Here is a 20,721-nt window from a genome sequence, read left to right as displayed (position 1 = left end):
AATCTTCCTCTCATATAGATCTTTGTTTCCACTGCATGCTGTCTAGTGCGGGTTTCGAATGTCTATCAATTAGTTTGCTAGTAACAATTCTGGTAAAACAGTAAAGGATGCTTCCGTTTTTTCCTGTACTTCCTCTACTGTAATCCCTTCCTGCGTTTCTACAAGAACCATGCCGGCAGCTGTAAAGTCAAAGACCGCTAAGTCTGTAATTAAACGATGTACAACCTGCTTTCCTGTTAACGGAAGGGTACATTCTTTTTTGATCTTGGATTCTCCATGCTTGTTGACATGCTCCATAATGACAACAACTCGTTTTGCTCCATTTACAAGATCCATAGCTCCGCCCATGCCTTTAACCATTTTTCCGGGAATCATCCAATTCGCCAAATCTCCTTTTTCGGAAACCTCCATCCCGCCAAGGATAGCAAGATCAATATGTCCGCCGCGAATCATGGCAAAGGATTCTGCGCTATCAAAGAAGGAGGAACCGGGAACTGTAGTGATCGTTTCTTTTCCTGCATTAATTAAGTCTGGATCTTCCTGTCCCTCTACAGGGTAAGGGCCTATTCCTAGCAATCCATTTTCTGATTGAAGCAGTACATTAAAATCACTTGGAATTTCATTTGCTACAAGGGTTGGCATTCCTATACCTAAGTTAACATTCATTCCATCCTGAATCTCTTGTACAGCGCGTGTCACAATTTTTAAACGAATGTCGTTCATACATTTTCCTCCAGTTACAGTCATTTTTAATCCTGAACTTAATTAGCTAATATGAAGCATCAAAAAACTTAAAGCGCTCTAACCGTACGGCGTTCAATTCGTTTGTTGTAATTTGAACCAAGTAAGATACGTTGAACATAAATCCCTGGAGTATGAATTTCATCAGGATCCAGTTCTCCCACTTCCACAATTTCTTCCACCTCTGCGATGGTAATTTTCCCTGACATTGCAGCTAGGGGATTGAAATTTCTTGCTGTTTTGCGGTATATGAGGTTTCCCAGCTTATCAGCCTTCCATGCCTTTACAAAAGCAAAATCTCCTACAATGCCCTCTTCCAAAATATATGTTTTACCATTAAATTCTTTATGTTCTTTTCCCTCAGCAATAGGAGTTCCAACCCCTGTTGCTGTGTAAAAACCAGGAATTCCAGCTCCGCCTGCACGAATTCGTTCAGCTAACGTACCTTGAGGAACCAATTCAACCTCTAATTCCCCGCTCAGAAACTGCTGTTCAAAAATTTTATTCTCTCCTACATAGGAAGATACCATTTTTTTAATTTGGTTGTTAGCTAACAGCAGACCAAGTCCCCAGTCATCGACCCCGCAGTTGTTGCTGACGACTGTTAAATCCTTTGTTCCTCGTTCTTTTAGTACGTGAATTAACTTTTCCGGAATGCCGGAAAGACCAAATCCTCCAACAATTAAGGTTGCTCCATCCTGAATATCCTGAACAGCTTCAGTAAAAGAAGTCATAACTTTACCTTTCTTCATTAAACAATCTTCCTTTCGAATTATGATTGAGCAGCGAGAATTTCGTTTTTAAATATATGATCCTCAACAGCTTTGTACTTTAAATATGTTCGTTTTACAATGAGGCATCCATAGTTGCTTAAGCTGAAGCAGAAGGGTAGTAATGGGATATACAAATCGTATTTCATACGGCTGTTACTTTTTCTGAAAGTTCAAACTCTTCTATATGTAAGAGTTTACATTTGGTGTTTCTATAAGTAAAATGAATAAAAAGAATACTTTGTATGACTAATTCGAATAAACAGGAGATGAAGATGGAGTTAAGAGATTTAAAGTCCTTTATTGAGGTAGCAAACTACAAAAGTTTTACGAAAGCTGCATCGCATTCCTATTTGTCTCAGCCTGCATTAAGCAAAGCGGTTAAGAAGCTGGAAGAGGAGCTTCATGTAGAACTGTTTGATCGGTCTAGGCGACAATTAAAATTAACCGATGCCGGTAAAATTGTGTACCAACAAGGAATAAAAGCATTATCATCCTTGTCTGAATTAACAACGCTTTTAGATGAGTTAATAAACATAGAGGCGGGCGAAATCAAAATTGGTATTCCCCCCTTGATCGGAACCTTATTTTTCCCTTCGATTGCTAGAAGCTTCAGTGAGCAGTACCCAAAGGTCGTCTTAGAATTAGTGGAGCTTGGGGCAAAGCTTATCGAGGATTTAGTGGAGGAAGGGCAAATAGACGTAGGGATTATCGTCTTGCCAAGCGACAAATCCAAATTTAATATCAGTCCTTTTGTAAAAGATGAATTCGTTTTATACATTCATAAAGACCACGATCTAGCACAGCAGCCTTTTGTATCTCTCCATCAACTACAGGATGAAAAATTTATCCTTTTTTCACGGGAATTTGCGTTACATGACTATATTAGGCGAGAGTGCATAGCCTCTGGTTTTACACCCACCGTCTCTTATCAAAGCTCACAATGGGATTTGATTATTGAGCTTGTCGCCTCACAATTGGGGATTGCCATTCTTCCTAAATCTATTTATTACAAACAAAACAATCCTAACATTAGGATTATTCCATTAAGAAATCCAACTCTAATTTGGGAAGTTGGGATTATAACAAAAAAAGACTCCTATCATTCATTTGCTTTAAGAGAGTTATTAAAGCAGCTTACGAAAGGGACTGTATATGGTTCGTCCTCGAGCTCGAATGTAAAGAATATACCTGACAAATGAAGTTACAGAACGTATCATGTTCTCAATCGATTTCCCCTATCAATGCCAAAAGATTGCTTCGTTTATAAGGAGTGTAGATACATAAGGAAAACTAAAGCAGTCCAGCTTGCCGAGAGAGCGAGAGGGGCTGCTTTAGTTTTTTACAAGGTGTATTAGTGAAAACGACACAAAAAAATAAAATAAAAAACGAGAGTGCAGCATCAAAATAGTGCCTTATAAAAATAAGGAAAGAAGCCGTTCATTATGTAAAAAACTTTCCTTTTTTTGTTATATTTCAGATTGTTTAGACTTTTTTAAAAATTTATAATTTTTAGTATTTACAAGATTCGACTTTCTTTGTATTATAAGAACAAGAAATAGATACACATCAAAAACATTAGAAAGGGAGGTGATTCCAATGGGATAGAGAAAGGCGAAATGTACATAAGCATGTGCATGGGACAAGACTAAAATTATTTAAAGACACGGTGCGTTCAACTGCTTACATGAGGCGGAGGTGTATAAGGTAACATTAAGTACAAGAAATCATAGGATTTTGTGAAGAATCTCTTTTATCCCACAATCCCCTGTCCGAATACGTGATAAAATGAAAATAACTGAAAGGGTTTCAGATTAATGGAAGACGAAATAGTATAAGCGACCTTGTGACTCCTAGGTGGATGATCAAGGTCGCTTACTTATATATATGAGAAATAATCCATTTTTTCTTAGTTTTGAATTTATCCAGTTCCATAATCTTTTAATAGTACTTATTCATACAATATTCGTGGATTTCATTTCCATTTTCTCTTAATCGTTAACAACCTTTGACTTGCAAAAGGGGATGTGACAATGACATGGATATTTTCACACTCGAAAACTTAATTAAAGAGAAAAAGGCCCAGCTCTTAAATATAGGTGAACGCTATGGACTCAATCATCGTAAGACAATTCAATGCAGCCAAGAGCTAGATCAGCTATTAAATTTATATATGAAAGAACAGAACACAGTTGCACACGCAAATTTACCTCGTAACTATCCACCTATATATGATTTCCGTTGAAAACATTTTCGTAAAAATGCCAAAAGAGGCTCTTCCGCCTTATCCTTAGCTTGGTGGGCATGCAGCAGAACCTCTTTTGAGATAGATATTGATTCTTCCTATTCAAGATCAGAAACTTTTTTAGGTATGTTTTGCAAAGTTTTTCGAGAGGATTTTTATCACATCTTTTTTAGTTAAAAATATAATAGCGTACTCTTTCATGCAACAAATGTATAGATAGGAATGTATGATAAAAATTTTATATTGTTTTCATTTTAATCTTATAAAACACACACCCATTTTTAATAAAGGCCAATTATTCTAAAGGTATTGAAAAGGGGAAAGGTTTAAATTTTAAAAGTTCCCAGCGGGTGGTGATGAAAGTGCCAGCTATGTACCTAAAACGGATTTGGACGCCTTTAGAATGGTTTGGTATATCCTTTTTTAAGGACCAAGAAGACGGAAGGTATTATTACAAAAAACAGGGTGGGAATCTAAAGCGTTTTGGAAAAGCCTTATAGGGTAATTTTGATACTTATGTTTTTGAAGAGCGTTTCATAATTCCCCTTTTTCTGTCAAAGGAGTTAGCTGTTAGCCAAAGCTAGGTGCAAGCAGATGCGTCTCATGTATTGCATTCAACTCATACATTCACAGCAGGCGGACAAGCCATTTCTGCGCATATGCAGCAATTGGCCAAACAAGCGTTTTTAGCTTTATATATTACAGAATGAAAAGCGTGAAGACACTGATTCAGAAGATATATCTGTTCCTTGAATCAGTGTTCTTTTTTGATTAAAAAAGTATGAGTTTGGATATATGAGGTTACAACTTATCAACTGAATGTTTTAAGATCGAATCTCAATGAGTATAATAAATGACCCCTCATCCTAACGAACGTGTCATAAATGCAATTAAATCCTGCACTGTCATTTGGCTTGGCTCTTGCATGATCGTGTTTTGTACCCGCATCCCATACATGAACATAACAAGAGTTTCTGCAACCTTCGCGCTGTGAACCTCTGCGGGAATCACTTTGTGCATCTTTCCAACATCGATCCATCTCGTGCACGTCTCCAAGGTGAACTTGTACGCATCCTGAACCATTGCTGCTACCTTCGGGTTATCCATTTGGCTCAGCAGGTAAATGAAAATTTTATTCGTAACATCTTGGTGATTCGTCGATTGGAGCATACCTTCGGAAATAAGCCGCAGTGGATCATCCAGTCCCGATGTGTTCGGACTCGTTACCACGTCAGTAAAGCGTGCATTCATTTTTTCAACACGTGATTTGAGCACTAAGCCGAGAAGTTCGTCTTTCCCTGATACATAATGGTAAATAGCACCCTTGGATAATCCTGTGCTCCGAATGATATCCTGCAGAGTCGTCTGTCTGCAGCCCTTTTCTTGAATAAGCGCCTCGGTGGCATCCAAGATAATTTGAAAACTCGTGTTGGCAGCTGTCATGTACTTTTTCCTCCCTACAGTATGTAAACTGACCTTTAGTATATTATACGCATCTTAACATACCGACTGACGGTCTGTAAATGTTTCTTATCCAAATAAATGAGCCTCTTCTTAAAGGCGCTAAGAGAGGAGACTGATTCAGGTAGTATTTGGAAAGAAAACAATTTTTAAATAAAAGGTTGAGGATTGCTGAAGAATTTGCTAAGATAAAAGAAATTAAAGGGCTATGTGTAACTGGCGAAACGCGGAGAACCGTGGGGGAGCACATAGTATCGTAGCCGTTCGCCTGGGCAGAGGTAAGGGAAATATCCCTTGCCTCTTTCTGCTTATAAGGGGAGGATATTGACAGCAATTGTAATTTTTAAGCTTCAGGATTCAGGTTTCAGCAGCTTTGAATAGTGATAAGTTTCTTTGCTTAAAATCTTGTTTGTTAATTTAGGGATTTACAAACTATTATTTGTTAAACAGAGGAGAGAACAATATGAGCACACTTACTTTAGAAAAGGTAAAAACAATTAAAACTTTGAATAATATTGCCGAGAGCGGATTAAATGTATTTCAAGATGGCTTCGCTATCGACAATGACAGTGACAATCCAGATGCTATTCTTGTCCGCAGCTTTAATATGCATGCAATAGAGTTCGGTAATGATTTAAAAGCAATTGCACGGGCTGGAGCAGGTGTTAATAATATTCCGCTTGATAAATGCACAGAGCAAGGTATCGTTGTTTTTAATACACCTGGTGCTAATGCTAATGCTGTAAAAGAAATGGTATTAGCTTCAATGCTGGCGGCATCCCGTAACCTTTTTGACGGTGTGGCATGGACAAAGACGCTGGAAGTAGAAGGCGAACAAATTCCAAAGCTTGTAGAAGCAGGAAAAAAACAATTCGTCGGAAAAGAAATTAAAGGAAAAACTTTAGGTGTCGTTGGTTTAGGAGCGATCGGTGCTCTTGTAGCAAATAGCGCGCTTGATTTAGGCATGGATGTAATTGCGTTCGATCCGTTTATCTCTGTTGACGTAGCTTGGAACTTATCCCGTAATGTACAACGTGCTATGAAGATTGAACAATTGTTTGCTAATGCTGATTATATTACTGTACACGTTCCATTAACTGCTGATACAAAAGCAATGTTTAATCAAGAAACATTTGGCATCATGAAGCAAGATGTTTATATTTTGAACTTCTCACGCGGTGAGCTTGTGAATGAGGCAGATATGGAATTGGCGCTTGAGAACGGAAAAGTTGGTAAGTATATTACAGATTTCCCGAATGAAGCAGTATTGAAAATGAAAAATACAATTCCAGTTCCGCATCTTGGTGCTTCTACAGCAGAATCAGAGGAAAACTGCGCGATTATGGCAGCTCGTCAAGTAAAGGAATTCTTAGAAACAGGAAATATTAAAAACTCAGTGAATTTCCCTAACGCTTCCCTTCCTTATGTAGGAAAGCAACGTGTGGCAGCTTTCCATAAAAATGTTCCTAACATGGTAGGACAGATTACATCAGCTATCTCAAGCTATGATTTGAACATTGCTGATATGGTTAACAGAAGCCGCGGAGACTATGCATATACAATGATTGACATTGATAACGAAGTAAACAGCGATATCCTTCCTAGCTTGGAAAACAAAATCAAACAAATTGCAGGTATCGTTACAGCTCGTATTATTTAAGTAAAGATTATTATATAGTTTATAAAACATCTCAGTCTTGTTTTTTATTTCTGCTAGATGTTATCAACTAACAAAGCCGCTCCTTTTGGGGTGGCTTTGTTAGTTTCTAGAGCGTTTCTTTGATATATTGGATGTGTTATCGATCTTAGATTTTAGCTTATAATTTGTTAACAACAGCTGTAATCGCTTCTTGCTCATCGGTCCCCATAGCTACTACTGTTACCTCTGCTCCTTTTTGTAACGGTAGAGATAATAACCTGAGTATACTTTTTAAATTAATCGTTTTGTTATAGACAGGGGTGTATAAGGTCATTTCACTTTGGAATTTACTTGCCTCTCGGACAATTTCTGAAATTCGCTTTAGATGGTGATAGTCTCCTTGCAACAATATGGTTTGTTTCACCATAAGTATCCCCCCTTATCAAAATTTTGATTAGTGTAGCGGATTTAAAAGTGGAAAAACATTGAAAAACCCCTAAAATGGTAAATGTAGGATTTTATTTAGTATAAACGTGATGAGAATTTCTGACAGGATTTTTGTGAGATAATCCTACAGTATTTTTTGCGCTTTTAAGAAAGTATGACTGAAGCAATTAAAAATCTTGGTTCTAACGAGAGAAAAAGGACGAGTAAACTATTGAGATAGGTCTGAATAAGGGGGAGTGTGCAATAATGAATTATATTCGTTTGAAGACAGGACTTAATATTCAGGATATTGAAGATAGAGTACAATACAATCCAGAAATTATCGAGCTGCATTTAACAGAGCATGATTTATATGAGCCGGAAATCATTACACAACGTATACAATTATTAAAATCTCAAGGAATTCGTGTGTACCTGCACCAACCAATGACCTATAAGGGACAGTACTTGGATATTATCAGCTCAAACCAAGATATGCGCGATCATTATAACTGGTCCTGCAAAGCACTAGCAGCCATTTGTAATCAGGAGGATATTCAATGCGTCATTCACTGTCACTATACAGCATCAGAAAACACGGATTATCAGAATGCAATGAAAAGGAAGGAAACTAGAAAACGAATTGAAGAGGTATTACATATTTGTCATACAGCTTTTCTTTGGGAAGACTCGGTAAAAGGCATTTTCTCGGCTGAAAATCCATTCCTATTCTCAGAAATAGTGGAACCATTGAATTTACCTTTAACTATTGATGTCAGTCACTCTTTTATAGCATTACAAGGAGATAATCAAGGTTTAGAAAGACACCTAGAGAAATTTCATGTTTTTGCGACATACTTTCATCTTGCAGATAGTATGGGAATCATTCATGATGCACTGCCGTTAGGTACAGGCCGAATTAACTGGAGAATGGTTAAACCTTACGTGAACGATAAAGATTTTATTTTTGAAGTTGATTTAAGATCTTCTAATTTTACTGACTGTACTCCAATGGTTGTGAGCGCGGAGTATTTTCAGTGGATAGAATAAAGCTGCCCTTAGGCGAAGACAGAAGCGTAGTTGCACTTATACTGTATTCCTAAAATTTCTCACTACGTCGAATAGTCTTCCAGCTAGAAATTTACGCTTTCTTAAAGTGCGAAAAAAGCATAAAATACTCCCCATCTATGGATCTTGGGGAGTGTTTTATGCTTATGATCTAAGTGCACTTAGGGGGGAGATGACATGATGTTATGATTATTATGAACGATTTAGCTGTAAATCGGGCTACTGTTTTTATGTACTGTAATCACATCGCTCGTTGCGTGGGTGTCCTGATGATAAATATGCCTTTGTTGTTTGCCTATATCTGTTCCATAAACATGAATAGTAATAGCGGGCTGTTCGGATAGATTACGGACACTATGTATATCCGCATTAGGCGGGTATACAAATGAAATATCATTACGGTTTACATGTACTACGTCAATTATTTCTAATGTATAGTCTTGTTCACCTGCTGCACTAGGAACTTTACGATATCTGGTTTCTTCAATAGCACCCTCATATATCCCCACAAGTCCCCAAACTAAATGGTCGTGAATAGGGGCTGTTTGTCCGGGGCCCCAAACAAATCCAACAATCGAAAATACTTCATCTTCAGGCTTATATAACAGAAATTGACTATATTTATCTGAGCTGGGCTTTTTATACTCTGCAGGCAGTAGGTCTTTTGTTTGCAAAAGCGTTTGGAAATGGGGCTTGAGACGTTCTACGATCTCTTTTTCCGTTATTGCATCCTTTAGTATTTCTCTTACTGAATCCTCAAATTTGATTAACTGATCACGGATTGCCATGGCGGTTCCTCCTTAAATTAGGTTCATTTTCGATACTTTGAATCTCTTAATCCCTCAATTGGCGTAGCAAGTGAGACCGTTCATATACTATGTTGAAATTAATTCTAGGGATAAGCCTTAGCTCCAATTCTTGAAAGGTTATCTAGAATACTGTCTAGCGGATAACTTCTGATGCACTCTTGGTATTACGTAATCTCCAACCTCCTGAATTGTTTCAAGAAACGGATAACCACGAAGTAGAATCTTACTGAATCCTAAATCAACATACTCTATAATGCGATCAGCTACTTGGTCAGGTGTCCCTACTAATGAGATACCATTTCCACCTACAACACTTGCTACGCCTGCCCATAAGTTTGGACCGATACGAAAACCATTATCCCTAGAGGCGCTTACAAGTTTTTGCAAGCGTTTATTCCCTTCGGATTCACCGGATTTCGTTTGTTTTTCTTTATAAGCAAAATGGTTTTGACTTACACTTTTTAATAGTTTATCGGCTTTTGCCCAAGCCTCTTCTTCAGTATCACCTAAAATAACTTGCAGCGAGACACTATAATCCAAGTGGCGTTTTTCTTGTACAGCTAGAACTTTGATCTCCTCGAGCTGTTGCTGCGTAAGTTCTAGTGTCTCTCCCCAAAGCATATACACATCGGCTTCTTTGGCAGCTGTTTTTTTTGCTGCTGCCGAAGATCCCCCGAAAAATATTTTTGGGTGAGGCTGCTGCAACGGTTTATAAAATAAAGATGCATTCTTTAAAGTATAAAAATCTCCGTCATGATCAAAGTTATCTTCTGTAAACAACCGTTTTAGAACGTGAATAAACTCTTGGGTTCGTTTATAACGTGTACTATGGTCTAAGAAGTCGCCATCAGCATTTAACTCTTGGGGGGATCCTCCTGTCACAATATTCACTAGCGCTCTTTTGTTAGAATAATAATCCAGCGAAGCGAATTGACGAGCAAAGGTCGTCGGGGAAATAAACCCAGGTCTTGCAGCAAATAGAAATTTAATCTTTTCAGTTGCTGTAATCAAAGCAGAGGCAGTAACGATAGAATCGATGCATGTATTGCCAGTTGGCAAAAGAACGGTATCAAACCCTTTTTTCTCAGCTTGTTGAATAACAGTTTTTAAGTATTCGAGTGAAGGCTCTCTATCGGAGATTGTTTTCCATGGATCTACTCGATTGGAATGTGCCGTATTACTAAAAATGGATTGTGAGTCACCGTGAGTTGGTAAGACAGTGATAAATTCAACCATATTATTTCCTCCTTAAATTAAAGTTAATCAATCAGAATAGTTTGTTATAGAGGGCTCATAAATATCATAAAGGCAAATATTTATTTTGTATAATTGAAAAAAAGGAACTGTAAATTCATTTAAATTGAACTGACTATAAAGCACTCATTATTTCGAGAGCATCTAATCTAAGAATAAAATTACCAATTCTTACTTGACTTATCGGAAAAATGGTAATAACATTTTGAAGTAAGAGAATATATAAGCTGACTAGACAACTGGAGGCCTTAAAGCAGTGAAAAGTATCACCGGCTTTGTCTAGGAGGATTATCTAGCTTCTTTTAGAAGCTGCTAAAGCCTATGATCTTTTCATTCTAAGGATCATCGGCTTTTTTACGTGCATTTCATAATAGAATAATTGGGGTGAGCAGATGGATTTAAGAACAGTTAAAACATTTCAAACGATCGCCCGGCTCGGAAGTTTTCAGCAGGCAGCTGAAGAATTGAAGTATGTCCAATCAACAGTCACAATGCAAATTCAAAAGCTTGAGTCGGATCTCGGGATTAAACTAATAGAAAGAGGCAAGAAAATTCATTTAACAGAAGCCGGTAGACTATTCTATGAAAAGGCAGATGTGTTATTAAGACATTTAGATTATGTAAAAGATACAATGCATGAATGGCTGCACGGTGAGGCTGGCAAGGTTAGGATAGGGGCAATTGAGCCAATGGCTATTTACCGATTGCCTAACATACTAGCGCCTTTCAGTAAACGTTATCCAAAGGTGCAAATAAGTATTCAAGTAAACAATACACAAACCTTAACCAAAATGATTAAAGAAGGTGAAATTGATATCGCAATTTGCAATACTCCTATTTTGGATCATACAACTCTATTCGAGCCTCTTTTGCTTGAGGAAGTGTCCCTATTACTACCGGAGAATCACAGGCTAGCACATAAAGACAGAGTGTACTTGTCTGATTTTAAAGAGGAGCAGCTGTTATTAAGCGCTTTTGTTTGTAATTATCGAATTAGTTTAGAAAAATCATTACTAGAAGCTGGGGTTAATCCTAATATAGGATTGGAGATAAATAGCATGGCTGCTTTGAAAGAGTACGTCCAAGCTGGTCTAGGGATTGCTGTGGTACCCGATATTATGGTTGCTTCTCCGCCTAGCGGGACAATTGCAAGGAAGATAGCAGACTTAAATGTTGGGGTAATGACGGGTATTTTAAGAAAGGCAAATGCTACGATTACAAGCGGGACATCTATTGACCGGTTAATTACTTCTATAAAGGAATCATTTGCTTTAAAGTAGAATTCAATATTTTTGAATTTCTCATTCATATTTATCAATTATACAAATTAGATAAAGTAAGCTATAGTGTATTAAAACATAGAATTCCGATTAGTTCACTTGACTAGATGGTATTACTATCTAAAGTTGCTAAAAGAATGGCTGTAGGTAAGAGGAAGGAGCGTTAGGATGAATCAAAGCAATATACGACCACTAACTGGCATACGTGTTCTAGAGTTTGGCCAAATTGCAGCTGGACCTTACACTGGTATGCTGTTGGCGGATTTAGGGGCAGATGTGGTAAAGATTGAAAGGCCCAACGGCGGGGATGGCATGAGACTTTGGCCGCCATTTATTTACAACAATGAAAACGAAGGCTATAGTGCTAATTTTTCGTCTTTAAATCGTAATAAGAGAAGTGTTGTGATTGATTTTAAGAATAGGGATGAATTACAAATACTAAAGCAACTTTGTTTAGAAGCAGATGTGATTATTGAAAATTTCAGACCAGGTGTCTTAGGAAAATTTGGATTGGATTATCATAGCCTTGCTGAGGAGAATGCTAAACTTGTCTATTGTTCGATCTCGGGTTATGGCCAGCAAGGACCATATGCAAAAAAAGGGGCCTTTGATGTAACTGTTCAAGCCATTAGCGGGTTAATGAGCGTAACTGGAGAAGAGGAAGGCTCACCTGTGAAGTGCGGTGTTCCTGTAGCTGATTTTTCTGTTGGATTATATGCAGCATATACAATTGCAGCAGCTATTCATAAGGTTCAGCAGGATGGCAAGGGAACATATATTGACTGCTCCATGTTAGGGAGTGTACTAGGGATCTCAGCATTACAAACTAGCGAATACTTTGGTAATGACAAAGCGCCTAAACGTTTAGGAACTGCCCATCCTCGCAACGCTCCTTATCAAGGCTTTTATGGGAGTGACAAACCTTTTGTCATTGCCGCAGGAAATGATAAATTGTGGAAGGAGGTGTGTGAAGCAACCGGATTAGCAGAATTATTTATAGACTCCAGGTTTGTTACCCAGACGCTGCGTGCCAAAAATCAGAAGGAATTAGCAGCTATTTTACAGAAGGTTTTTGTTACAAAAACTGCCGAAGCTTGGATTCAGGAATTTGATCGAAGAGGAGTGCCATCAGCCCCAATCCATGACTTCCAGGAAGCTTTGGCAAGTCCTATCACTCAATCGCTGGATGTTGTAAAGGAGTTACCTTTACCTAATGGAACACAATTAAAAACAGTAGGCTTTCCTGTGAAAATAGAAGGATATGAATTTGAAATATATCGTACACCGCCTTTAATTGGTGAACATAATGAGGAAGTGCTACAAGAATGGTTGGAAAAACCTGCAATTAATAGTTGAACAGCTCATGCAGCTGCAATTGTAGAAAATATTAGATTAAAACCAAGTATTTCGATAAAAATAATTAATATTGGAGGAGTTTAAATGGTTGAGTTTCTTACCATGTCGCCTACAGCTGGAGATGGGAAATATGTTGGAGTTCCATGGGAGATAGAGCCTTCTTTTCACTATAACCATCAAATTGCAAGGGTAGCGGAACAGACAGGATTTTCATCTTTACTATTGCCGGTAGGAGCTGAATGCTTAGATGCTTCAATCGTTGCGGCATCCTTAATTCAATCAACTGAAAAGCTTAAGTTTTTATATGCAGCAAGACCTGGCTTTATTAGTCCTACTGTCTTTGCCAAGCAATTTGCTACATTGGATTATTTGTCAAACGGCCGCGCTATGATTAATGTTGTAACGGGCGGTTCATTAGAGGATTTAGGAAAAGATGGAGATAGCTTGCCTCATCACTTGCGGTATAAGAGAACAGAAGAGTTTGTCCATATTCTAAAACGCTTATTTACTGAAGAAATTGTCACTCATAAAGGAGACTACTATTCTTTTACAAACACATCACTATTCCCTAAACCAGTTCAACAGCCGCGACCAGAAATTTTTATGGGAGGAGCATCTACAGCCGGTAAAAGGGTTGCTGCAAAATTGGCAGACATATATATGCTGTGGGGAGAAACGCTTGAAAATACGAAAGCTCGTATTGATGAAATGAATCAATTGGCTGCAGAGGAAGGAAGAACCTTAAAATATTCTGTATCCTTTCAAGTCATCCTTGGAGAAACAGAAGAGCTAGCCTGGGAGCGCGCTCATCGTTTAATTAGTAAAGTAAGTCAAGAGAGTATCGCACAAAGAGAAAGATATAGAGTAAAAGATGAATCAGTTGGACATAAAAGGTTAGAAACGCTAATGAAGGATGCCAAAGATAATAATTTTGTTATTGGACCTAATCTTTGGGCAGGATTGACACAAGTACTAAGCGGCAATTCTATTGCGTTAGTAGGAACACCAGACCAAATTGCAGATCGAATCGTTGAATATGTGAATTTAGGGTTTGAAAAAGTGCTTTTAAGGGGCTTTCCTCATTTAGAAGTAATTGAATCAATCGGGAAGGAAGTAATCCCAAGGGTGCAAAGCAGGTTGAAAGAAAGTCATGCACATGTTCAGGTGTAGAGCTTTGCTGCGATATGAAAAAGTAAAAGGGAGGGACAGAGAATGGATAAGGCTAATACCAATATCTATAAAAACCGAATAGCACCCTGGATGTTACCAGTACTACTAATAGTCCTTTGGCAATTGTTCTCGTCTGTTGGACTTATTTCCAAAAAAACCTTACCGGCACCAGTGGATATTTTATATAGTGCGATTCAGTTGATCCAAACTGGTGAATTACTAGAACACATTAAAGTAAGCTTCCATCGAGCATTTATAGGCTTTGCAATCGGAGGGAGCATGGGGCTCATACTTGGTATTGTGAATGGGGTATCCCCCGTTGCCGAAAAGCATTTAGATACCACTATTCAGATGTTTCGGAATATTCCGCACTTAGCTTTAATCCCGCTTGTAATCCTATGGCTGGGGATAGGAGAAGAAGCTAAAATCTTTCTCGTTGCAATTGGCGTTTTCTTTCCTATCTACGTAAATACCTATCACGGTATTATCTCAGTAGACAAATCATTAATTGAAATGGGAAAAGTGTATGGATTAAGCAGAGATAAATTACTATTAAGAGTCATTTTTAAAGGAGCTCTTCCCTCTGTTCTAGTGGGAGTTCGCTATTCCCTCGGCATTATGTGGCTCACTTTAATTGTTGCAGAAACAGTGGCAGCTGATTCAGGTATTGGATATATGGCAATGAATGCTCGAGAATTTATGCAGACCGACATTATTATTGTAGCAATCTTGTTATATGCCATTTTAGGAAAACTCGCTGACTCTTTGGCGAAGTTATTAGAATTTAAGTTGTTAAAGTGGAATCCAAATTATCGAAAATCCTAATCTGAGGGGTGAAGAAATTGAAATCTAGTGACAAAGGAATTCACCTAAAAATAAAAAACTTAAAAAAAGCATTTGGGAATGTTGAAGTGTTAAAAGGGATCAATTTAAGTATACCCTCCGGCGAATTTGTAGCAATTGTTGGGAAGAGCGGGTGCGGAAAAAGCACGTTACTAAGACATATTGCCGGATTAGAAAAAGAAAGTGATGGGGAAATATTTCAAAATGGCGAGAGATTAGGTTCCATTAATAAACATGCACGATTTATGTTTCAAGATGCCCGTCTCCTTCCTTGGGAAAGGGTTTTGGAGAATATCGGGGTAGGCTTAGGTTTAAAGGATAACTGGAAGGAACAAGCTTTATTATCTTTAAAGCAAGTTCATCTTGAAGAAAGAGCGAGTGATTGGCCTTCGGTATTGTCAGGTGGACAACGCCAGCGCGTAGCACTTGCAAGAGCTCTAGCTACTAAACCTAAACTTTTATTATTAGATGAACCACTAGGTGCGCTTGATGCGTTAACACGGATTGAGATGCAGGAATTAATAGAAACAATATGGAAAGAGCAGCAATTTACAGCTGTGCTAGTAACACACGATGTTGCAGAAGCAATTACACTTGCTGATCGCGTTATCTTAATTGAGGATGGGCAGGTGTCTATGGACATGCGTGTTACGTTACCAAGACCGCGTGAAAGAGGAAGTAACGCTTTTGGGAAATTAGAAAGCAAGGTACTATCTCAAGTTATGAAAAAAAATCAACAGCCGCTTTTAGAAGACGTTACTACAGTATAAAAACTAAAATTTCTTAATGAAAAGGAGAAGAGCGAGATGATCATTGCAATGGCAATCACAGGAGACCAGGAAACAATTGTACCTATTATTGAAGGAGAAACTATTCGTTTATACGATACAGAAACGGAGCATGTAAGTGACTTTGAAAATCCTGCTAATAACTTAACTACTGGAAAAAGGAGCGCTGTTATTAAGTGGGCCAATAATAAGGGAGTGAAAGTATTATGCTCCCCGCCGAGTATGCTGTGTGAATTATCCTATGATTTAGCAAGACAAGAGCAGTTTCAGTACTACCGAGTAAAACCTCATACAAGCTTTTCAGCACTGCAAAGTCTTATTAAGGAAAACGGCTTGGAATTAGTGGCAGCGTTGCCGCTAAATGAAATTGAACCAAGTGTTATAGCACCAGCCAAGCAATAAAGTGAATCTATTTGGTATATATGCAATCCACATTTGCTAAGGAGAGACTATGAAATATTTAAAAGTTACAATTCACAACGAACGTTCAGTTGAAAAAATTGTCAATATATCTTTAAACTCTCCTCATAATCTTAACGCGATTCATTTAGAGTTATATGAAGAATTAACTGGTTATTTAGATGCAATTTCTACAGATAAAGAAGTAGGTGCTCTTATTTTCAGCAGTGAATTGGCAACCTCATTTAGTGCTGGTGTAGATGTGAAGTTTGTTCAAAATCTAACCAATCAAGAGGCTAGTGAATTTTTCAGCAAGATATCTAGTTTATTAGAGAAAGTTGTACATTTGCCCATTCCTACAATCTCAGTATTGAGTGGGTATACATTTGGGGCTGGAGCCGATCTTGCCATTTCATGTGATTTTCGTATTGCTAGCAAGTCAACAACCTTTCGATTTCCAGGCCCCCAATTTGGTTTGATTCTAGGTACACAACGTTTAATCCACGAAATTGGACCTTCTAGAGCTCGATTTTTAACTTTATCAGGAAGCAGAATTGATGGGCAAAGAGCGTATGAATACGGACTTGTGCATGAGGTGTATGAAAATGAAGCAACGGCAAAAGAAAATGCTCTAAAACTAGCAGAAACAGTACTGACTGTTCCAGTACATGCAGTTCAATTATTGAAAAAGATTTGCAATGAACAGCCAAAAGAAGCTACCGATTTAACCAGAGAATCCGTTCTAGAAGGAGATTTTAATAGGCGATTCAATGCGTACATAACACAGACAGCGAAAAAAAAGAGTTAGGGTGAAAAGTGAGATGATAAAAAAACGAGTAGTGTATATATTAACAACTCTTATTCTTCTTGTACTAGTGGTAAGTGGCTGCGGGGAGAGTAAACAAACAGCTGGAGCAAGTAATACCGCTGAAAAAGGGGTATTACGGATTGGGTATCAAAAATCTGCACCAATGCTGCTATTAAAGAAGAAAAAGCTCTTAGAAACAAATCTGGGTAAATTAGGTTATGAAGTGAAGTGGTATGAATTTAATACCGGCATTGCTGTAGCAGAGGCATTAAGTACCGGAAGTATCGATTTCGGAGGGCTAGGAGATTCTCCCTCTTTATTCGGTAAAGCTAGAGGCTTGGACTTTGTCTATGTTGCAAGTGAGCCCTCTGTCCCACAATCTGAAGGGATTTTGGTGAAAGACAGCTCCTCCATACAAACAATTAAGGATTTGAAGGGAAAAAAGGTAGCCTTCAACAAAGCCTCAATTTCCCAATACTTGCTATTAAAAGCTTTAAAATCTGAAGGAATGACTATTGATGACGTTGAGCCTGTTTACCTCAATCCGCCAGAGGCCAGCATAGCTTTTTCTCAAGGACAAGTAGATGCATGGGTTACATGGGAACCATATTTCACAACAACCGCAAACCAAGGTGGCCGGGTTTTAGTGACTGGAACAAATTTTGTATCGTTACGTTCGTTTTATATAAGCAGTAATGCCTTTACAAAGGAGCATCCAAAAGCTATTAAACAAGTAGTATTAGAGCTTCAAAAGATTGGCAAGGAAATTAATGAAAATCCATCTGAAGCAGCAGAGCTAGTTTCTGAAGCGACAAAAATACCAGTTTCAACCTGGAAAGAAATATTAAGTAAAAAACCGGCTGATATTCAGTTTATGGATGAACAGGCAGTGCGTGATCTTCAGACTCAGGCTGATGATCTACTTGAAATGAAGTTAATTGACACGAAAATCCAAGTTGCAAAATCTGCTTGGACTCCAACTAAATAAGAAGCAGTTGTATATTAACACAATCTATGTAAGGAGGTGAAACTTAATGGATTGATAAAGAAAGCTCGCCGATTGGCGAGCCCTGCCTTTGAGCGAAGACAGAGGCGTAGTTGCACTTACACCTTGTTCCTAAAATTTCCCGCTACGTCGAGTTTGCTTCTGGCTAGAAATATATACTTTCTTAAAGTGTGAAGAAGCTTTTGGAGTATACAAGCGAGGATGTAAGAAAAATAACAAAACAATAACTAAAGAATACAGAATATTCAATCTTTAATTGTGATAACTACTAAACTTATAAAAAAGGGGAAAAAAGCATGCCAACAAAAACAAGTTCGATTTACCAAGAGCCAGTATTTCATACTGTAGAGGAAGAACGTCAACATCGCAAGGAGCGATTAGCAGGGGCATTTAGAATATTTAATCAGTTTGGATTTAATGAAGGTATCGCAGGACATATTACTGTTCGTGATCCGGAGAAGACGGATCACTATTGGGTCAATCCATTAGGAGTACATTTTGGAAAAATGAAGGTAAGTGATCTTCACTTGGTAAATCATGAAGGGGATGTCGTAATTGGTGATCGGCCAATTAACAAAGCAGCTATCGCCATCCACTCGCAAATACACCAAGCGAGACCGGATGTCATTGCAGCGGCTCATTCCCATTCCCTTTACGGAAAAGCATGGTCAGCTTTAGGAAGGCTTTTAGATCCGCTTACTCAGGATTCATGCGTATTTTATCAAGATCATGGATTATTCGATGATTTCACAGGAGTTGTACTTGATAAAACTGAAGGAGAACGTATTGCAGATGCTCTTCAGCAGTACAAAGGGGTCATATTACGGAATCATGGCCTTCTAACAGTTGGACATAGTGTAGATGAGGCCGCTTATTGGTTTATCGCCATGGACCGGGCGTGCCATGCACAATTGCTTGCAGAAGCTGCAGGTAAACCGATTGCCATTGATCATGAAACGGCTCTATTGACACACTCTCAAGTTAGCAGCCCATACAGCGGATGGTTTAATTTCCAACAATTATGGTATAAATTGCTGGAAGAAGAGCCGGATGTTTTACAATAAAACGTTTATTGAACACGATATATGAGAAACTTGGGCATGAATACGAACCTATTCATGCCTAAGTTAAGCGGTGATTAGGAAACAATAAATCTATTAATGTAGTAGGAGGGGGAAGGTACATATGCAAAAGCTACATTGGCTAGGAGAATTTTTGCGCAAAAACATAGTTCAGCGTTCTTTGCTGCTCGGTATTGCTTCAATCGGGAGTATCGCGATACTAGCTGGTTGTGGATCTGCTGATCAAACAACGGCTAAGACAGAATCAGTGGATCTTTCAAAGGTAACTTTAGTGTTAGGAGATCAAGCTGGCATGACGAAAGCAAAAGTAGAGGCTTCTAAAGTCCTTGAAGGAACACCCTATAAGGTTAGGTGGGCTAGTTTTCAAGGTGCTGCACCTTTATTTGAGGCTGTGAAAGCAGGATCAGTGGACACAGCACCGGCTGGAGATACACCAGTATTAGCTGCAGCGGCCTCAGATGTTCCCATTAAAATTATTGCAACAAGTGTGTCTTCACCAGAGGCAGTCGGAATACTAGTACAAAAAGGTTCCTCAATTAAAAAGGTCGAAGATTTAAAAGGAAAAACAGTTGTTGTTTCTTCTGCTAAAGGGAGTATTGCGCAATATCTGCTCATTGAAGCTTTAAAAGAAGCTGGCCTATCCACCAAGGATGTTAACGTGAAATTTGTTCTTCCAACAGATGCGGCCGCAGCGTTTCAGGCTGGTGAAATCGAAGTGTGGGCTACGTTTGACCCTTACTTAGCAATTGCAGAGAAAAATGGCGGAAGACTGTTACGCAGCGGGAAAAATATTAATACTGGATTAGGATTTATTACTGCTTCTGATGCAGCCTTACAGGATCCTGGAAAAAGAGCCGCTTTAGAAGATGTGATCAAAAGAATCTCTAAAGCATGGGAATGGGAAAATAAACATAAAAAAGAATATATCAATATCTACTCCGACATAACAAAATTGCCTAAAGATGTCTCAGAAACAATTAATGGAAGAGTAAATGCTGAGGTTAGAGACGTGACAGATCAGGATATTACCGCGGTGCAGAAAGTAGCAGATGTGTTTATGGATGAAGGTGTACTTGCGAAGCCGGTAAAGGTAGCTGAAATAGTTGATAAAGATATATTTAAGAATAAGTAGTATTTGGATACATACTGGAGAGGTGATAAGCACATGAAATTCTTAGTTGTGGGAGCTGGAGCGGTAGGGGGCTATTTTGGCGCAAGATTAGCAGAAAAGGGAGAAGATGTGACGTTTCTTGTTCGAAAAAATAGAGAAGATCAACTACGTGCAAGAGGGCTAGTTGTTCACAGCGCACATGGAGATGTAACCCTGCAGCCAAAGACAATCCGCAGTGGTCAAACAGGAGCATTTGATGTAATTCTCATTGGCACAAAGGCATATCATTTGGAACAAGTGATATGCCTTTGTTCATAAAGATACGGTACTGATTTCTATGTTGAATGGGATTGAACAGATCACGAAGCTTCGCTAAGCCTTTTCATACCATTCGGTAATAGGCGGAGTTTGTTTTATCATTTTCCGACAGAAGACCCCCACTTCAAGCACGTGATGGGTGTAGCC

At 38.4% G+C, this 20,721-nt stretch carries 21 protein-coding genes and 1 riboswitch; of the genes, 15 read left to right on the top strand and 6 right to left on the bottom strand.

Annotated elements, in window-relative coordinates; translation table 11 throughout:
- Positions 1-69 precede the first annotated feature (69 nt).
- A complete protein-coding gene (locus AAHB12_RS04060; protein ID WP_342044387.1) occupies positions 70-723 on the bottom strand; it encodes a 3-oxoacid CoA-transferase subunit B in 654 nt (217 codons plus the stop codon).
- Positions 724-791: 68 nt separating this feature from the next.
- Positions 792-1,493, bottom strand: a complete 702-nt coding sequence (locus AAHB12_RS04055) for a CoA transferase subunit A (RefSeq protein WP_342044386.1) — start codon at positions 1,491-1,493, stop codon at positions 792-794.
- A 293-nt stretch (positions 1,494-1,786) separates the two neighbouring features.
- Here AAHB12_RS04055 and AAHB12_RS04050 point away from each other — a divergent pair, with 293 nt between their 5' ends.
- Both AAHB12_RS04050 and AAHB12_RS04045 read left to right on the top strand, forming a co-directional pair.
- Positions 1,787-2,713, top strand: a complete 927-nt coding sequence (locus AAHB12_RS04050; RefSeq protein WP_342044385.1) for a LysR family transcriptional regulator — start codon at positions 1,787-1,789, stop codon at positions 2,711-2,713.
- Positions 2,714-3,549: 836 nt separating this feature from the next.
- Positions 3,550-3,756, top strand: coding sequence for an aspartyl-phosphate phosphatase Spo0E family protein (locus AAHB12_RS04045; RefSeq protein WP_342044384.1), 207 nt, complete (start codon positions 3,550-3,552; stop codon positions 3,754-3,756).
- Between the two features lie 861 nt (positions 3,757-4,617).
- On the opposite strand, the gene AAHB12_RS04040 is transcribed toward AAHB12_RS04045, so the two are convergent.
- On the bottom strand, positions 4,618-5,199 hold the full coding sequence (locus AAHB12_RS04040; protein WP_342044383.1) for a TetR/AcrR family transcriptional regulator: 582 nt from the start codon (positions 5,197-5,199) through the stop codon (positions 4,618-4,620).
- Positions 5,200-5,419: 220 nt separating this feature from the next.
- Positions 5,420-5,498: riboswitch (ZMP/ZTP riboswitch) on the top strand.
- A 182-nt stretch (positions 5,499-5,680) separates the two neighbouring features.
- Between AAHB12_RS04040 and AAHB12_RS04035 the strand changes: the two genes are divergently transcribed.
- The gene (locus AAHB12_RS04035; protein WP_129728756.1) at positions 5,681-6,877 is read left to right on the top strand and encodes a phosphoglycerate dehydrogenase; all 1,197 of its coding nucleotides are present in this window, start codon (positions 5,681-5,683) and stop codon (positions 6,875-6,877) included.
- A 157-nt stretch (positions 6,878-7,034) separates the two neighbouring features.
- Here AAHB12_RS04035 and AAHB12_RS04030 read toward each other — a convergent pair whose 3' ends face one another.
- Positions 7,035-7,283: an HPr family phosphocarrier protein gene (locus AAHB12_RS04030; protein ID WP_129728755.1), complete on the bottom strand. Its 249-nt coding sequence runs from the start codon at positions 7,281-7,283 to the stop codon at positions 7,035-7,037.
- Between the two features lie 266 nt (positions 7,284-7,549).
- Between AAHB12_RS04030 and AAHB12_RS04025 the strand changes: the two genes are divergently transcribed.
- Positions 7,550-8,332, top strand: a complete 783-nt coding sequence (locus AAHB12_RS04025) for a TIM barrel protein (protein ID WP_129728754.1) — start codon at positions 7,550-7,552, stop codon at positions 8,330-8,332.
- Between the two features lie 221 nt (positions 8,333-8,553).
- Here AAHB12_RS04025 and AAHB12_RS04020 read toward each other — a convergent pair whose 3' ends face one another.
- Both AAHB12_RS04020 and AAHB12_RS04015 read right to left on the bottom strand, forming a co-directional pair.
- A complete protein-coding gene (locus AAHB12_RS04020; protein WP_342044382.1) occupies positions 8,554-9,138 on the bottom strand; it encodes a cysteine dioxygenase family protein in 585 nt (194 codons plus the stop codon).
- Positions 9,139-9,276: 138 nt separating this feature from the next.
- Positions 9,277-10,395: an LLM class flavin-dependent oxidoreductase gene (locus tag AAHB12_RS04015; RefSeq protein WP_342044381.1), complete on the bottom strand. Its 1,119-nt coding sequence runs from the start codon at positions 10,393-10,395 to the stop codon at positions 9,277-9,279.
- A 410-nt stretch (positions 10,396-10,805) separates the two neighbouring features.
- On the opposite strand from AAHB12_RS04015, the gene AAHB12_RS04010 reads away from it, so the two are divergent.
- The 11 genes from AAHB12_RS04010 to AAHB12_RS03960 all read left to right on the top strand — a co-directional run bounded on the left by AAHB12_RS04010 (position 10,806) and on the right by AAHB12_RS03960 (position 20,574).
- The gene (locus AAHB12_RS04010) at positions 10,806-11,693 is read left to right on the top strand and encodes a LysR family transcriptional regulator (protein WP_129728751.1); all 888 of its coding nucleotides are present in this window, start codon (positions 10,806-10,808) and stop codon (positions 11,691-11,693) included.
- A 168-nt stretch (positions 11,694-11,861) separates the two neighbouring features.
- Complete coding sequence (locus AAHB12_RS04005) at positions 11,862-13,049, top strand: CaiB/BaiF CoA transferase family protein (protein ID WP_342044380.1); 1,188 nt, start codon at positions 11,862-11,864, stop codon at positions 13,047-13,049.
- Between the two features lie 84 nt (positions 13,050-13,133).
- Entirely contained in the window at positions 13,134-14,219 is a 1,086-nt protein-coding gene (locus AAHB12_RS04000) for an LLM class flavin-dependent oxidoreductase (RefSeq protein WP_342044379.1), read from the top strand.
- Between the two features lie 42 nt (positions 14,220-14,261).
- Positions 14,262-15,044: an aliphatic sulfonate ABC transporter permease SsuC gene (gene ssuC / locus AAHB12_RS03995; protein WP_129728748.1), complete on the top strand. Its 783-nt coding sequence runs from the start codon at positions 14,262-14,264 to the stop codon at positions 15,042-15,044.
- A 17-nt stretch (positions 15,045-15,061) separates the two neighbouring features.
- Positions 15,062-15,832, top strand: a complete 771-nt coding sequence (locus AAHB12_RS03990; protein WP_129728747.1) for an ATP-binding cassette domain-containing protein — start codon at positions 15,062-15,064, stop codon at positions 15,830-15,832.
- 36 nt (positions 15,833-15,868) lie between these two features.
- Positions 15,869-16,252 (top strand): hypothetical protein, encoded by a 384-nt coding sequence (locus AAHB12_RS03985; RefSeq protein WP_129728746.1) that lies wholly within the window; start codon positions 15,869-15,871, stop codon positions 16,250-16,252.
- Positions 16,253-16,301: 49 nt separating this feature from the next.
- Positions 16,302-17,057 carry an enoyl-CoA hydratase/isomerase family protein gene (locus AAHB12_RS03980; RefSeq protein ID WP_342044378.1) on the top strand — a complete coding sequence of 252 codons (756 nt, stop codon included), beginning with the start codon at positions 16,302-16,304 and terminating at the stop codon, positions 17,055-17,057.
- Positions 17,058-17,070: 13 nt separating this feature from the next.
- Positions 17,071-18,045: an aliphatic sulfonate ABC transporter substrate-binding protein gene (locus AAHB12_RS03975; protein ID WP_342044377.1), complete on the top strand. Its 975-nt coding sequence runs from the start codon at positions 17,071-17,073 to the stop codon at positions 18,043-18,045.
- A 314-nt stretch (positions 18,046-18,359) separates the two neighbouring features.
- Positions 18,360-19,127: a class II aldolase/adducin family protein gene (locus AAHB12_RS03970; protein ID WP_129728743.1), complete on the top strand. Its 768-nt coding sequence runs from the start codon at positions 18,360-18,362 to the stop codon at positions 19,125-19,127.
- 121 nt (positions 19,128-19,248) lie between these two features.
- Complete coding sequence (locus AAHB12_RS03965) at positions 19,249-20,277, top strand: ABC transporter substrate-binding protein (RefSeq protein WP_342044376.1); 1,029 nt, start codon at positions 19,249-19,251, stop codon at positions 20,275-20,277.
- Between the two features lie 33 nt (positions 20,278-20,310).
- On the top strand, positions 20,311-20,574 hold the full coding sequence (locus tag AAHB12_RS03960) for a 2-dehydropantoate 2-reductase N-terminal domain-containing protein (RefSeq protein WP_446715513.1): 264 nt from the start codon (positions 20,311-20,313) through the stop codon (positions 20,572-20,574).
- Positions 20,575-20,721 lie beyond the last annotated feature (147 nt).

It is taken from the genome of Bacillus sp. OTU530, assembly GCF_038440375.1.
This window is presented reverse-complemented; position numbering and strand designations above follow the sequence as displayed.

Bases quoted from the DNA above. Each gene is read 5' to 3' on its own strand.
- AAHB12_RS04050 (WP_342044385.1), top strand. From the start codon at position 1,787: ATGGAGTTAAGAGATTTAAAGTCCTTTATTGAGGTAGCAAACTACAAA.
- AAHB12_RS04005 (WP_342044380.1), top strand. From the start codon at position 11,862: ATGAATCAAAGCAATATACGACCACTAACTGGCATACGTGTTCTAGAG.
- AAHB12_RS04045 (WP_342044384.1), top strand. From the start codon at position 3,550: ATGGATATTTTCACACTCGAAAACTTAATTAAAGAGAAAAAGGCCCAG.
- AAHB12_RS04015 (WP_342044381.1), bottom strand. From the start codon at position 10,395: ATGGTTGAATTTATCACTGTCTTACCAACTCACGGTGACTCACAATCC.
- AAHB12_RS03960 (WP_446715513.1), top strand. From the start codon at position 20,311: ATGAAATTCTTAGTTGTGGGAGCTGGAGCGGTAGGGGGCTATTTTGGC.
- AAHB12_RS04040 (WP_342044383.1), bottom strand. From the start codon at position 5,199: ATGACAGCTGCCAACACGAGTTTTCAAATTATCTTGGATGCCACCGAG.
- AAHB12_RS04055 (WP_342044386.1), bottom strand. From the start codon at position 1,493: ATGAAGAAAGGTAAAGTTATGACTTCTTTTACTGAAGCTGTTCAGGAT.
- AAHB12_RS04060 (WP_342044387.1), bottom strand. From the start codon at position 723: ATGAACGACATTCGTTTAAAAATTGTGACACGCGCTGTACAAGAGATT.
- ssuC (WP_129728748.1), top strand. From the start codon at position 14,262: ATGGATAAGGCTAATACCAATATCTATAAAAACCGAATAGCACCCTGG.
- AAHB12_RS04020 (WP_342044382.1), bottom strand. From the start codon at position 9,138: ATGGCAATCCGTGATCAGTTAATCAAATTTGAGGATTCAGTAAGAGAA.
- AAHB12_RS04030 (WP_129728755.1), bottom strand. From the start codon at position 7,283: ATGGTGAAACAAACCATATTGTTGCAAGGAGACTATCACCATCTAAAG.
- AAHB12_RS04035 (WP_129728756.1), top strand. From the start codon at position 5,681: ATGAGCACACTTACTTTAGAAAAGGTAAAAACAATTAAAACTTTGAAT.
- AAHB12_RS03970 (WP_129728743.1), top strand. From the start codon at position 18,360: ATGCCAACAAAAACAAGTTCGATTTACCAAGAGCCAGTATTTCATACT.
- AAHB12_RS04000 (WP_342044379.1), top strand. From the start codon at position 13,134: ATGGTTGAGTTTCTTACCATGTCGCCTACAGCTGGAGATGGGAAATAT.
- AAHB12_RS03965 (WP_342044376.1), top strand. From the start codon at position 19,249: ATGCAAAAGCTACATTGGCTAGGAGAATTTTTGCGCAAAAACATAGTT.
- AAHB12_RS04010 (WP_129728751.1), top strand. From the start codon at position 10,806: ATGGATTTAAGAACAGTTAAAACATTTCAAACGATCGCCCGGCTCGGA.
- AAHB12_RS04025 (WP_129728754.1), top strand. From the start codon at position 7,550: ATGAATTATATTCGTTTGAAGACAGGACTTAATATTCAGGATATTGAA.
- AAHB12_RS03985 (WP_129728746.1), top strand. From the start codon at position 15,869: ATGATCATTGCAATGGCAATCACAGGAGACCAGGAAACAATTGTACCT.
- AAHB12_RS03975 (WP_342044377.1), top strand. From the start codon at position 17,071: ATGATAAAAAAACGAGTAGTGTATATATTAACAACTCTTATTCTTCTT.
- AAHB12_RS03980 (WP_342044378.1), top strand. From the start codon at position 16,302: ATGAAATATTTAAAAGTTACAATTCACAACGAACGTTCAGTTGAAAAA.